Raw genomic sequence first — 12,795 nt, 5'->3', positions numbered from 1 at the left:
TGCCGCAAACCCGTTTATTAGCAGCGCCATAGCGCCAGCCGCATACCGGAATTATGACCATGTCGAACACCGAAGACCTCCCCAAGATCAAGCCGATGCCCGCCGAAGGCATCACCTACTACCTGCATCCGCATCCGCGTTCGCCGTTTTCCGAAGCGGTCCAGGTCGGCAACGTTCTCTACCTCTCGGCCATGATCGGTCTCGATGAAAACGGCAAGCTGGCCGAAGGCTTCGAGAACGAAGTCAAATACATCATGGCCAACACCGCCGAAATCCTGAAGCGCTATGGTCTGGGCCTCGAGCATGTCTTCAAGGCCACGGTCATGCTGACGGATGCGACCAAGTGGAGCGACTTCAACCGCCTCTATAAGCCGTACTTCCACCCCAGCCGCCTGCCGGTCCGCACAGCCCTGGGCGTCAGCGGACTGGCCTATGGCGCCACGGTCGAAATCGAATTCTGGGCGCACGTCCCGGAAAAATAAGCGGTTTAAACCAAAAATTCAGAGGAAAAGGGTAGACTGGCGGGCCTGCGATAGAATTCGCTCAAAGCCGGCGGAAAACCCTTTGCTACGTACTGCCTTCCAGCGTTTTTGGAATTTGTTCAAGGTCGACACCGAGAACATGACGCTTGTACGGGCGCAGTATGCTGCCTTCTCGCGGCAAATTCCGCTGCTGTATTTTATCCTCGTCACCAATACCCTGTCAGGCATCCTCACGTTCGCGCACCAGGCGCCGGCATGGATAGCGGTCTGGGTGCCGCTGGCCATATGCGCCATCTGCGTTGTCCGCGCCATCTGGTTCATCCGCAACCGCGACAAGGTGTTCAGCGATGCAGAAGTCGTGCGCCTGATGCGCGTTACGACAAAGCTTTGCGGGCTTTTGACCCTGTCCTTTACGCTTTGGGGGCTGTTCCTCTTCCAGTACGGCGATCCTTACGCCCGCGGACAGATGGTCTTCTTCATCTCCATGAATGTCATCGGCGGCGCGGTCTGCCTGATGCATTTGCGGGCCGCGGCCATGTCGGTCATTTTCATCGCCAATGTGCCGTTTATCGCCTACTTTTTGTCGCGGCCTGAACAGACGCTATGGGCACTTGCGACCAATCTCGCCCTCGTGTCGTTTTCCATGGTGGTGGTCCTGCTGACTTACAACCGCGACTTCGCCAAGCTGGTCGCGTCGCAGACGGAAACGCGCCGGCTGTCCGACGAAAACTTCCGCATCGCCAATCTCGATCCCCTGACGCAACTGCCCAACCGCCGCTGGTTCTTTGACACCCTCGTGGCCCTGCATCAGCGCGCTCACTCTGGTTTCTTCCGGGGTGAGGAGGCGCAACTGGCCGTCGGCATTATCGACCTCGACGGCTTCAAGCCGGTCAACGACACCTACGGCCATGCGACGGGCGACCGGCTGCTGGTCGAAGTCGGCAAACGCCTGCAAGGCATCTGCGGCGATGGCATCAGTCTGGCGCGCCTGGGCGGCGACGAATTCGCCATCCTGGTCACCGGCCAGGTTTCGACCGAGGGCCTGAAGACCCTTGGCCGCCGTATCGCCACCGCCTTGCGCCTGCCTTACCAGATCGGCGCCGCCAAGGCCCAGATCGGCAGCTCCATCGGGTTTGCCCTCTATCCCGACAATGCCGGCACGCCGGACATGCTGTTCGAACGCGCCGACTACGCGCTCTATTACGCCAAGCGCCATCAGCGCGGCGGCACAGTCCTGTTCTCGGCCGAACACGAAGCCCAGATCCGCGACGACAGCAGCATCGAGCAGGCGCTCAAGGCTGCCGATTTCGAGCGCGAACTGTCGGTCGTCTTCCAGCCGATCGTCGAGCTTGGCAGCGAGCGTGTCGTCGGCATGGAAGCGCTGGCGCGTTGGCACAGCCCGACGCTGGGCCATGTGTCGCCGGGCATCTTCATCCCGGCCGCTGAACGGATCGGCCTGATCGTCACCCTGACCCGCACCCTGTTGCGCAAGGCGCTGGCCGAGGCCGCCCTGTGGCCCGAAGAGGTGCGCCTGTCGTTCAACCTGTCGGCCTATGACTTAAGCTCGTCCGAAAGCGTCATTTCGGTGCTGGCGGCCATCAACACCAGCCGCGTCGCGCCCAGCCGCATCGACCTGGAAATCACCGAAACCGCCGTGTCGCAGGACGCCGAAGCGGCGCGCGCCGCCGTCGATACCTTCAAGGCGCTGGGCGTGGGGATTTCGCTCGATGATTTCGGCACCGGCTTCTCGTCGCTGAGTCACCTGCACAGCCTGCCGCTTGACAAGCTGAAGATCGACCGCAGCTTCATCACCGACATCTGCAACAACCCTGCCAGCTTCAAGATCGTCAAGTCGCTGACCGCGCTGTGCGCCGACATGGGCCTGACCTGCATCGTCGAAGGCGTGGAGACAAGCGAGCAGCTCGAGCTGCTGAGCAGCCTGGGCGCGACCTTCGTGCAGGGCTATTACTTCGCCAAGCCGATGAGCGGGGAGGCGGCGCGCACCTATCTGGGCGTGGTCGCCGAGCCCGAGGAACCGACGATCCTCAGGCTCAAGTCTTAGGCGTGATGACTTTAGATCGCATTCTTGTCTAAGCACGGAAATCCCCCTTCCGTCAGCTCGCTGATGCTCGCTGCCCATGGCTGGCGAAAGCTATACTTTCGCCGGCGCCAAACCCGCGTAAACGGGGAAGGAATTAAGCAAGCCAATTCAACACCTTCCTTCCCCGTTTACGGGGAAGGTGGCATTTGCGGAGCAAATGACGGAAGGGGGGCTAATGTCATCGTTCTTTGGTTTTGTCGCGTTTCGGAAGCGCTCGCCTTTATTTAAGCGTCATCATCCCCGCGGTGCTGCCTGAGAAGAACGACCAGTCGCTGGGCAGGACGCTGACCTTGCCGATCTGCGCCTTGATCTCGCCGCTGGCCAGGCCGTTGGGGAAGTTGACCGTAAAGACGCCGGCGCCGCCGAAGACGACCGTGTCATTGGTCGTCGAGGTGATGCGGCTCTGGTCATCTGCGCCCAGCTTGCCGTCGGCCGAGGCCGTGGCATTGAACGGCGAATAGCCCGGCAGGACGGTGAGAGTCGTGACATTGGCGGTCTTCAGCGCGGTGCCGAGCTTCGCCCCCAGGGTCGCCGTGCCCGACTGTACGGCCAGGGCGGGATAGAACTTCTGGTTATCGGTCGCCGTGCATTCCCAGGCGATAACGCTGGCGCCAGGACGGGGCTCGAACTTCAGGATGTCCGCGCACGCGCCGGCGCGGTTGCGCAGCGTGCCTTCGCTGGTGAAGGCCCAGTCCTGCTCCGGCGTCCGGGCGCAGGCCGCCATCACAAGGGCCGATCCGTTCTGTTTGGCGGTCAGGCACTTGCCGCCCTGGACGATGGCGCCCGAACTGTCGCTGGCGAAGTTGAGCTTTTGTTCGTCCTTGCCGGTGCAGGACGCGGTTTCGATCTCACCATTGCCCTTGACCGACAGACACTGGCCGTGGACGAAGTAGGATGCGACGACCGGCTGGCCCTTGAGCGGCTCGACCGCGACGTCTGGCGATGCGGTGGAAGCGCTGGCGACTTTGCGGATATTGGTCAGGAAGAATTTCTGGTTGTCGGCCGCCGTGCAGTCCCAGGCGATGACGGCCGTGCCCGGATCGCGCTGGAAGTTCAGGATGTCGGCGCACAGGCCGGAATCGGTCTTGAGCGTGCCGTTCGCTTCGAACGTCCACAGCGCTTCGGCGGTGGTGGTGCAGGCGTGCAAGCTCAGCGGCTGGCCCTTGGCGGGAGCGACGATACACTTGCCGTTCTGCAGGATTTGGCCGGTGTTTTCGTCGTAATTGATCGCCTGTGAGGCTTGCGCATTGCACTTGTTGATGACGACCTGTCCGTCAGATTGGCGCACATCGGCGCAGAAGCCGTCAACGAACCTGGTGCCGATCGACAGCTGCGTGACCGGCGGAGGGCTGGCGGTCTGGGCCTGGGCGCCGGTGGCAATACCGGCGGAAAGCGCGATCAGGCTGGCGGCAAACGCGCCGGACAAGCGGATGGACATGGCACTGTTCCCTGCAGATGTGGCTCTTGAGGCCGTTGGGTGCATTATTGTCAGACAAATTAATATTTGTAAACGGCTTGCTCTCACCTCTAATCCGGACGGCAGAAAAGGAAAAGAGGCCGCAGATTGAAAATGATTATTTTTGATCGATATTGTGGATTTTGTGCACTTGGCGGTGCCCGTCTTATTTAACGGGCTTATCTTCGCTAAACCTGTCATAAGCCTGTACACATCGGCAACAGGAGCGAGTCATGGCCAAAGGTCAGAAGAAAAGCACTAAAGAAGTCCGCAAGCCGAAGAAGTCCGCCGTCAAGGTCGAGACCGTCCAGGTCGGCTCGCGGTCAGAGGCGCAGACTCTGAACAACATCAAGAAGCCGGTTTAAGCTCTGCAAGCAAGAAACCCCACCACCACATCTCGCCGACGCAAGCGTCGTCTCGTGCGGTTCCCCTCCCCATGCTTCGCACAGGGAGGAGATACAGAGCGCGATCACCCCTCCCTGGCTTTGCCGGGGAGGGGGACCATCTGCGCAGCAGATGGTGGTGGGGTATCTTTCTTCCTTTTGAGACGCCTCCCTTGACTCTCGCTCACAATAAGAACAAAATGTGAACAAATAATCCGAGGGCAAGACAATGCAGGACTGGATCAAGCTTGTACTGGAGCGTTTCATTGCCGGTGAGGTGTCGGTGGCCGAGGCCAAAGCCGACCTTCTCTCCCGCTTCACGGACTTCTGGACGCCGCAGGGCGCGCAACGCGCAGCGGACTTTGTCGAGTGCATCCTGACCCGCGCCAAATACGCCGACCTGAGCCTCGACGACGCGGTGTTCAAGCTGCTCGATGCGATGGACGCAATGGCGGCATAATAGTCAGAGTAAATTAAGATATTATTTGAATTAAATTTGATAAACGGTACTTTATTGCGACCTCGTTATCTCAAAATACGTATTGCGGTTTTTTTTCTGCGTCGTTAATCCAAAATACTATTTCAGATTTATGTGCTTGAGATATATTGGGGCTGTTTATAATTTTTATGAGCTGTGCTCTTACATCAGGTATGTTTCCCAAGTACTTTGCTACATATAGAGCTCTGCTGGATATGTTGTGAAATTTAGCGTCTAATAGATGGTTTCTTAAGAATAATTTGAATTTCTCCCGGTTCATATTTGGCCCAAATAGGTCTATGTATAGAGCGTCTCCTAAAAGAGATTTGACTACGATATTGTTTGAATGTGATTTGTCTTTGTATATATTTTCTATGGCTCTCATCTTTTTTGGATTTTTCATTATAAATTCTATTATTATCGCAAGTCTTTCCGATTCATTTTTTATGCTAAGTATGTAATCTATATTTGCCTTTAGGGCTGCCTCTCCTGTATCTTCTTCTGGCTCTGAATATTCATCGAATTTTGTCGACTCATCATAAATGAGTGCCCTTTTTTCTTGGTCAGAGAAACGTATACCTGTTAAATCCTGCCCTTTGACGTCGACGTTGCGCATACTCGTGCCGACGTAAAAAAACTCAGGGTTTGCGCCAGCTATTTTTGCCAGCTCACGTAAATTGATAGTGTCAGCATTATAAATGTCTAAGACTTTGTCGAGCCAGTGGGGCATTTTAGTCTGATTCTGAGGTTATTCTGGCGATAACAATCGAACTATATGGGTCCGATAAATTCCCAAACTCAAGATCTTCTGAGCATAACCTATCCCGTATGCAAGCTTCTGCTGCAGCCTCTTTATTGCGGTTGCTCATGGTTGAAAAAGATTGCCAAACATTTTTGTCTTTAACTTCAATATTGGATATTAAAAGATCTTCACGCAAGCAACGAACCTCGATTCGGACAGATGGAGCAATTCCTTTGGTTCTGTCTAGGCGTTTGTCGATTACCTTCATTCGCGGTTCTTTTGTAGCATTCCAAGGGCGTCCATCGAGTAGCTGAGAGTTGCCGCTCGGAAGTAGTTGCCAACGGTAATGTCCTTCTGCGGTACGCGTTTGCTTAATTTCAAAATTGCTAACCTCCTCAAAAGTTTCAAGAGATTGAAGAGAGGCGAGGCTTACTTTTGCGCCAACTCCAGCTTGAGCTCGTGCGTTTACTCCCTTGGCACCCGCAACTATCTTAGCCGAAGCGGAGGCGTCAGTTTGCGAGTCGAAGGAATACTTATTTATTTTTGTACCTGAAAATTTCGGAGTGTCTCGGGAAACGGTTTTTTTATCTACAGATATAGGCTCAGTTTCTGGCAGAATTACTATCAGCTCAGCTCTTTTTACAGCTAACTTAAATCTGACTTTAGAAGTCTCCTCCCCCCCTAAACGTCCTTCGCTAAATACCACGTCGGCATGGAGAGACATTCGCATGGCTCCTTTACTGGTAGGTTTGTGCCAGGCGTCCAAGCTCACGACTTCAGAAAAAGCCCGTTTTCTATTGTCGTGATTTGGCTTCATATTTCCTGCCTCATAAGTCGTTATGCATTGCTATACCATTTATGGGGGATCGCCAACTTGGGTTTTGGTTTAGCCTAATCCTCAGATTTCTCTTTGCTGCCAAAAGCCAGACGGCTATATCCCTCCTATGACAAACGATCTCGATATTCGCCCCGCCGACCCTTCCAAATTTATCCAGGGCCGGACCGGGCCGTGGGAACTGATCATCGGGCTGGAAGTCCACGCCCAGGTCGCTTCCAATACCAAGCTGTTTTCCGGCGCCAAGGTCGGCTTTGGCGCAGGGCCGAACGAGCAGGTCTCGCTCGTCGATGCTGCCATGCCCGGCATGCTGCCCGTGCTGAACCGTTACTGCGTCGAGCAGGCGGTCAAGACGGGCCTCGGCCTCAAGGCGCAGATCAACCGCTTCTCGCGCTTCGACCGCAAGAACTACTTCTATCCCGACCTGCCGCAGGGCTATCAGATCTCGCAGCTCTATCACCCGATCGTCGGTGAGGGCGAGGTGCTGGTCGAGCCCGACAAGGACACGCCGGCGATCGTCGTGCGCATCGAGCGCCTGCACCTGGAACAGGACGCCGGCAAGTCGATCCACGACCTCGATCCCAATGCGACCTATGTCGACCTGAACCGCGCCGGCACCGCCTTGATGGAAATCGTCTCTAAGCCCGATATCCGCTCGTCGGACGAGGCGGTGGCCTATTTCAAGAAGCTGCGCACCATCCTGGTCTATCTGGGCACCTGCGACGGCGACATGGAAAAGGGCAATATGCGCGCTGACTGTAATGTGTCAGTCCGCCGTCCGGGGGAGCCGCTGGGCACGCGCTGCGAGATCAAGAACGTCAACTCGTTCCGCTTCATGCAGCAGGCCATCGAGTTCGAAGCGCGCCGCCAGATCGAAATTCTGGAAGACGGCGGCAAGATCGTGCAGGAGACCCGCCTGTTCGACGCCGTCAAGGTCGAGACGCGCTCGATGCGGTCCAAGGAAGAGGCGCACGACTATCGCTACTTCCCCGACCCCGACCTGCTGCCGCTCAATATCGAAGAGGCGTGGATCGAGGAGATTCGTCAACACCTGGTCGAACTGCCCGACGACAAGAAGGCGCGGTTCCAGAAGGATTACGGCCTGGGCTCGTATGACGCGCAGGTGCTGATTTCGGAACAGGCGCGGGCTGACTATTTCGAAAAGGCGGCGAAGGGCCGTGACGCCAAGCTGGTCGCCAACTGGGTGACCAACGAACTGTTGGCGCGGCTGTCGAAGGATGGCCACGAGATCGATGAGTCGCCGATCCCGCCCGAGCATATCGCTGGCCTGGTCGAGCTGATCGAGAACGGCACCATCTCGTCGAAGATCGCCAAGACTGTGTTCGAGCACATGTGGGACGAGAAGGGCATCATGACGCCTGCCGAGATCGTCGAAAAGCACGGCCTGAAGCAGGTGACTGATACTGGCGCTATTGAGAAGGCCGTCGATGAGATCATTGCTGCCAATCCGGACAAGGCTGCCGAGGTGGCGACCAAGCCGCAGGCGCTTGGCTGGTTCGTTGGCCAGGTCATGAAGGCGACCCAGGGCAAGGCCAATCCGGCGACGGTCAATGAACTGTTGAAGGCGAAGCTGGGACTTTAAGTAAGAGGCCCCACCCACCATTGGCTCCGCCAATGGTCCCTGCGCTTGCGAAAGCTATACTTTCGCTACGCTTACCCCATGAATGGGGAGGGCGAAGCCTGAGAGCGCATGGATGGTCTAAGCACAAAACAAGAAGCCCCGCAGGTGACTGCGGGGCTTCTTTACGACGTGACCTGAACTATTCGCCGGGCTTGGCGTTCGGATCTGTCGTCGTGGTCATGCCGGCGGCGGAATTGGTGTCGGCCACATCGGGCGTCAGCGTGCCGGTGGTACCGGAGGGAGCGCCGACAGCGCCCTCATTGTCCCGGCTGGCGATCGCGCCGGCATGATGGCCGGTGGCCGTCTTCAGGCCGGCGCAATAGGCCTTCTGGCCGGCGACCGTATCGGCCTGGACGATATAGGGTGAAGGATCGCCCATCTTCCATGAGGCCTTCGTCTCGGCGGATGCGCAGACCTTGGCGTCGGAGGCGGCTTCCGTCGTGGCGGACAGCACAGGCGCCGCGGTAGCGGCAAGCGCAAGCGAGGCGGCGGCGGCAATAAGAACGGTCTTCATGGCAAATCCTCTTTTGGTTATTGCTGATCTGTCATTTTCCGGCTGATCTGGGCGCAAAAGTGGCTGAAAAACCGTTCCGCATCCGATCTTTATGTGACAGAGATGCAAACCACAGCTCAAAAATATGCCGCATTGCGGCAACAAAATACCCCCGGAGGCAAGTCCGGGGGTATTTGCTTCAGGCAGTCTGGATAGGCTTATTGGGCGGGGGCGGGCTCTGCAGAAGCCGACACCGATTCAGAAGCAGACACGCTGGCGCCCGCGTCAACGGCGAGCTCTTCAGCCGTTTGCGGAGCCTTTGCATCTTCCAGAGCCGAAGACAGGACCGGCGTGGCGGCAACGGCTGCGATAGCAGCGATAGCGGCGGCCGTGACGGCGATTTCGGTAAAGCGCTTGTTCATTTGGAAATCCCTATGGAGTTGAGGAGGAGATAATCAGGGTACTCTTTGAGGGGATACTGGCACCGTGGGCGGCCCGGAGATGTACCGCTGCAGGTGCCTATCTATTAACGACAAGCTTGAAGGCCAAAAGGCGGCGGCTTTTGGTGCATTGCACAATCATAATTACATTTTTACATTTGAATTTTGCCCGCGAATACAACTCGCTACAGGGATGTTATCTGAAATAAGGCTACTTTGTGTTGCGTGTGCGGCGAAATGACGGTTTTCGTGTTAACCGCCTGCTATGCGCCTGCCTTATTTTCCGATTCCCCTTGGACGAGATGGCGGATAAGATGACGCCACCAGACGGTTGAGGGGGAAGAGTTCATGTCCAGCGATGCGGCCCTCGTGCTTGACGGGGTTTCGAAAGCCTATGGCGACTTCCACGCCGTGCGCGACCTGAGCTTTTCCGTCCGGAAAGGCTCGATCTGCGGCTTCCTGGGGCCCAATGGTGCCGGCAAGACGTCGAGCGTGCGCATGATTCTGGGCATGTCGGCGCCGACCGCCGGCAAGATCACCGTTCTGGGCGGGGCCGGCGAAAAGATGCTCGACCGAATCGGCTTCCTGCCGGAAGAGCGCGGCCTGTATCGCAAGATGACGGCGATCGACGTGATCGTCTTCCTGGCGGGCCTGAAGGGCGTCAAGGCGTCGGTGGCGCGCCGGCGCGGCAAGGACATGCTGACACAGCACGGCCTGGGCGAGGCGATCAACAAGAAGATCAGCGCACTTTCAAAAGGCATGTCGCAGAAGGTGCAACTGATCTCCTGTCTGGTTCACGAACCCGAACTGGTCATCCTCGATGAGCCGTTTTCAGGCCTCGATCCGGTCAACCAGCAGAGCCTGGAAGAGGTTATCAAGGACATCGCCAAACGTGGCGGGACGGTCCTGTTCTCGACCCACGTCATGGCCCACGCCGAACGCCTGTGCCAGGACGTCGTCATGCTGTCCAAGGGGCGCAAGGTGTTCGATGGCACGCTGAAACAGGCGCGCGGCGCGGCACTCCGGTCGCTGGAACTGGAAGGCCACGTGTCGGAAGCCGACGTTCGCGCGCTTCCCGGCATTCGCCATGTCGAAGTGGCCGGGCCGGGCGAAGCGGGGGCCACGCTCTGGCACTGCGAACTCGAGCCGGGGGCCAGTCCCCACGCCGCACTCAAGGCCGCCTTTCAGAAGGGGCTCGACATCACCCGTTTCGAAGCGCGCGAACCCAGCCTGCATGACGCCTTCATCGTCCTGACCGGAGGCAGCCATGTCTAAAACCTTCCTGATTGCCCGGCGCGAATACCTGGCCTTTGTGCGGACGGTCGGCTTCTGGCTGTCGCTGTTCACCCTGCCGACCATCTTCGCCGCCAGCGTCTTCATTCCAATGATGATGCGCCAGTCCGAACCGGTGCAGACCGTGGCCGTGCTCGACCTCAGCGGCGACAATATTCGCAGCGACATGGAGGCGCTGATCACTGCCCGCGCGCCCAAGGGCAAGGACCGCGGCATGTTCGACAGCGGCGGGCTCAAGCTGGTTGCCACGCCACCGCAGCTGAGCGGCGTCACGACGCTTGCCGAGGCCGAGGCGAAGATGCCTGAGGTGCTGGCGTCCGGCCGCGCCGACACGGTGCTGATCGCCAGCGACACCGGCGACAGGCTGACCTTCCGTATCTGGTCGATCAGCGCCCGCAAGGGCAGCGTTCAGGACCAGCTGCAATGGGACCTGCACGGCCTGCAATATTATAAGATGGCGCGGACGAACGGCATCGACCCGAAGCTGGCGCACGATATGCGTGAGTCGCGCGCCGAACTGGTCAGCCTGACGCCGCAAAGCGCCGCAGAGCCTAAGAAAAAGGACAGCCTGGCCGAAGGTTTCCGCGACAATGGCGGCAAGTTCATCGGCATCGCCTTCAGCTACATCACCTGGATTTCGATCTTCTCGTCGTCGATGATCCTGCTGGGCTCGGTCATCGAGGAAAAGTCGAGCAAGGTGCTTGAGGTCCTTCTGTCCTCGGCCTCGGCCGAAGCGATCCTGCTGGGCAAGGTGCTGGGCGTGGCCGGCGTCATGCTGACGGTGGCGGCGCTGTGGGCGGCGACGGCCGCGACGCTCAGCTATTATGGCTTCAGCGTCATGCCGGCGGAAACGGCAAAGGAGGTCTCGGCAGTGCTGACGGGCCTGTTCTCTCCGGCCCATATCGTCCTGCTGCTGGCCTATTTCTTCGGCGGCTACCTGATGTTCGGTGTCTTCTTCGCCGCGGTTGGCGCCTTCTGTGAGACGCAGAAGGACGCCCAGGCGATCATTGGCCCGGTGACCATCGTACTGATGATCCCGATGATGACCATGCAGGTCGCCTTTACCTCGCCGGACCTGCCCATGCTGAAATACATGTCGTGGTTCCCGCTGTTTACGCCCTTCCTGATGCCGCTGCGCTTAAGCCAGCCCCTGCCGTGGTGGGAAATCGCCGCGACGCTGGCCGGCATGGGCGTAGTCGGGCTGTTCATGATCAATATGGGCCGCCGCGCCTTCCGCCATGGCGCACTGTCGGGCGCCAAGCTGTCGTGGGGCAACCTGCTGGGGCTGGGCAAGCGGGAGGTTTAAGGCCGAGTGCTTTCCAAAAAGTGTGAAGCAGTTTTTGGATTAAAGGCGCGACAAGGCTTAAGGCAAGCGTCTCGCCGCTACGCCTTCCTTTGTCATCACCACCGGTTTGATCGTTCCATCGGCGTTGAAATAAAGGTGCTCGATCGCGACTTCGCGGTGGTTGCCGTTGTCGGTGCCAAGCGGGCGGCGGTGGTAGACGATGTACCAGTCGTCGGTGCCGGGAATATTGACGACCGAATGGTGGCCGGCGCCCCTGGCGATGTGCGTATCCTGCTCCAGGATCGTGCCGATCCGCTTGAACGGGCCGAATGGTGACGGGCTCATGGCGTAGGCGACCTTGTAATCCGGCCCCGTCCATTCGCCTTCCGACCACATCAGGTAATAGACGCCCTTGCGCTTGACCATGAAAGAGCCTTCGACATAGGCCGGGTCGGGCGTGATCTCCTTGTAGGTCTCGCCATCGGGAAAGGGGACAACGCTGAGCAGGTCGGGCGCCAGGCGGACGACATTGGCGTGCTTCCAGCCGCCGTAATACATGTAGATTTCGCCGTCATCGTCCTTGAAGACCATCTGGTCGATCGGCTGGGCGCCATTGTGTATCTGGCCGATCAGGGGGCGACCGAGCGCATCCTTGAACGGCCCTTGCGGCGTATCGCTGACCGCCACGCCGATGCCACCCAGTTGGTTGTTGGTCTTGATGTCGTTGGCGCCGAAGAACAGATAGTATTTGCCATTGTGCGCGATGGCCGACGGCGCCCAGACCGCATAGGCCGCCCAGGACACGTCCTTCACATCCAGCACGAAGTCATGACGCTGCCAGTGGACCAGGTCGTCGCTGGAGAAGGCATCGAGGAAGGTCTGCGGCAGGAAGGGCGGGTAGATGTCCTGCGCGCGCTGCCATTTCTGGCCGGCGGTCAGCGTCTTCGAGGCGCGCGGCGCACCATAGTGATCGGAATAGGTGGGGTAGATCCAGTACTGGCCGTTAAAAATCCGGACCTCCGGATCGGCGTACCAGCCTTCAATGACCGGATTGGCTGCCTGCGCTTCGGCAGTAAAGGACAGCAGTGCGAGAAGCGCCGTCACGGCAGGTTTGAACATGGGCCACCTCCTGATCATGGCCAATGCTATGCCATCTCTTCAATGA

The 12,795-nt window shown here is 58.4% G+C and carries 13 protein-coding genes; 7 read left to right on the top strand and 6 right to left on the bottom strand.

From position 1 onward, the window contains the following. Positions 1 to 59 precede the first annotated feature (59 nt). Both AC1DON_RS20310 and AC1DON_RS20305 read left to right on the top strand, forming a co-directional pair. Positions 60 to 482 carry a RidA family protein gene (locus AC1DON_RS20310; protein WP_476936644.1) on the top strand — a complete coding sequence of 141 codons (423 nt, stop codon included), beginning with the start codon at positions 60 to 62 and terminating at the stop codon, positions 480 to 482. 82 nt (positions 483 to 564) lie between these two features. Then, positions 565 to 2,544 carry a putative bifunctional diguanylate cyclase/phosphodiesterase gene (locus tag AC1DON_RS20305; RefSeq protein ID WP_476936643.1) on the top strand — a complete coding sequence of 660 codons (1,980 nt, stop codon included), beginning with the start codon at positions 565 to 567 and terminating at the stop codon, positions 2,542 to 2,544. Positions 2,545 to 2,803: 259 nt separating this feature from the next. Here AC1DON_RS20305 and AC1DON_RS20300 read toward each other — a convergent pair whose 3' ends face one another. Continuing rightward, positions 2,804 to 4,021 (bottom strand): ricin-type beta-trefoil lectin domain protein, encoded by a 1,218-nt coding sequence (locus AC1DON_RS20300; RefSeq protein WP_476936642.1) that lies wholly within the window; start codon positions 4,019 to 4,021, stop codon positions 2,804 to 2,806. A 251-nt stretch (positions 4,022 to 4,272) separates the two neighbouring features. Here AC1DON_RS20300 and AC1DON_RS20295 point away from each other — a divergent pair, with 251 nt between their 5' ends. Together AC1DON_RS20295 and AC1DON_RS20290 are read left to right on the top strand one after the other, a co-directional pair. Further along, positions 4,273 to 4,404 (top strand): hypothetical protein, encoded by a 132-nt coding sequence (locus tag AC1DON_RS20295; RefSeq protein ID WP_476936641.1) that lies wholly within the window; start codon positions 4,273 to 4,275, stop codon positions 4,402 to 4,404. A gap of 247 nt (positions 4,405 to 4,651) precedes the next feature. Continuing rightward, positions 4,652 to 4,882, top strand: a complete 231-nt coding sequence (locus AC1DON_RS20290) for a hypothetical protein (protein WP_476936640.1) — start codon at positions 4,652 to 4,654, stop codon at positions 4,880 to 4,882. A 70-nt stretch (positions 4,883 to 4,952) separates the two neighbouring features. Here AC1DON_RS20290 and AC1DON_RS20285 read toward each other — a convergent pair whose 3' ends face one another. Together AC1DON_RS20285 and AC1DON_RS20280 are read right to left on the bottom strand one after the other, a co-directional pair. Then, positions 4,953 to 5,630, bottom strand: coding sequence for a hypothetical protein (locus tag AC1DON_RS20285; protein ID WP_476936639.1), 678 nt, complete (start codon positions 5,628 to 5,630; stop codon positions 4,953 to 4,955). Between the two features lies 1 nt (position 5,631). After that, positions 5,632 to 6,366, bottom strand: coding sequence for a hypothetical protein (locus AC1DON_RS20280; protein WP_476936638.1), 735 nt, complete (start codon positions 6,364 to 6,366; stop codon positions 5,632 to 5,634). 220 nt (positions 6,367 to 6,586) lie between these two features. Between AC1DON_RS20280 and gatB the strand changes: the two genes are divergently transcribed. Further along, positions 6,587 to 8,080 carry an Asp-tRNA(Asn)/Glu-tRNA(Gln) amidotransferase subunit GatB gene (gatB, locus tag AC1DON_RS20275; RefSeq protein WP_476936637.1) on the top strand — a complete coding sequence of 498 codons (1,494 nt, stop codon included), beginning with the start codon at positions 6,587 to 6,589 and terminating at the stop codon, positions 8,078 to 8,080. A gap of 178 nt (positions 8,081 to 8,258) precedes the next feature. Here gatB and AC1DON_RS20270 read toward each other — a convergent pair whose 3' ends face one another. Together AC1DON_RS20270 and AC1DON_RS20265 are read right to left on the bottom strand one after the other, a co-directional pair. Beyond that, on the bottom strand, positions 8,259 to 8,633 hold the full coding sequence (locus tag AC1DON_RS20270; RefSeq protein ID WP_476936636.1) for a hypothetical protein: 375 nt from the start codon (positions 8,631 to 8,633) through the stop codon (positions 8,259 to 8,261). Between the two features lie 197 nt (positions 8,634 to 8,830). Continuing rightward, on the bottom strand, positions 8,831 to 9,034 hold the full coding sequence (locus tag AC1DON_RS20265; protein ID WP_476936635.1) for a hypothetical protein: 204 nt from the start codon (positions 9,032 to 9,034) through the stop codon (positions 8,831 to 8,833). 366 nt (positions 9,035 to 9,400) lie between these two features. On the opposite strand from AC1DON_RS20265, the gene AC1DON_RS20260 reads away from it, so the two are divergent. Both AC1DON_RS20260 and AC1DON_RS20255 read left to right on the top strand, forming a co-directional pair. Next, a complete protein-coding gene (locus AC1DON_RS20260) occupies positions 9,401 to 10,327 on the top strand; it encodes an ABC transporter ATP-binding protein (protein ID WP_476936634.1) in 927 nt (308 codons plus the stop codon). Then, the gene (locus tag AC1DON_RS20255) at positions 10,320 to 11,651 is read left to right on the top strand and encodes an ABC transporter permease (RefSeq protein ID WP_476936633.1); all 1,332 of its coding nucleotides are present in this window, start codon (positions 10,320 to 10,322) and stop codon (positions 11,649 to 11,651) included. Before AC1DON_RS20260 ends, AC1DON_RS20255 begins: the two co-directional genes overlap by 8 nt. A gap of 57 nt (positions 11,652 to 11,708) precedes the next feature. Here AC1DON_RS20255 and AC1DON_RS20250 read toward each other — a convergent pair whose 3' ends face one another. Beyond that, complete coding sequence (locus AC1DON_RS20250; RefSeq protein WP_476936632.1) at positions 11,709 to 12,749, bottom strand: glycoside hydrolase family 43 protein; 1,041 nt, start codon at positions 12,747 to 12,749, stop codon at positions 11,709 to 11,711. Positions 12,750 to 12,795 lie beyond the last annotated feature (46 nt).

The sequence above is a fragment of the Asticcacaulis sp. P4_H10 genome (assembly GCF_056400965.1).
The sequence above is the reverse complement of the archived record's forward strand: the minus strand, read 5'-3'. Positions and strand labels throughout refer to the sequence as shown.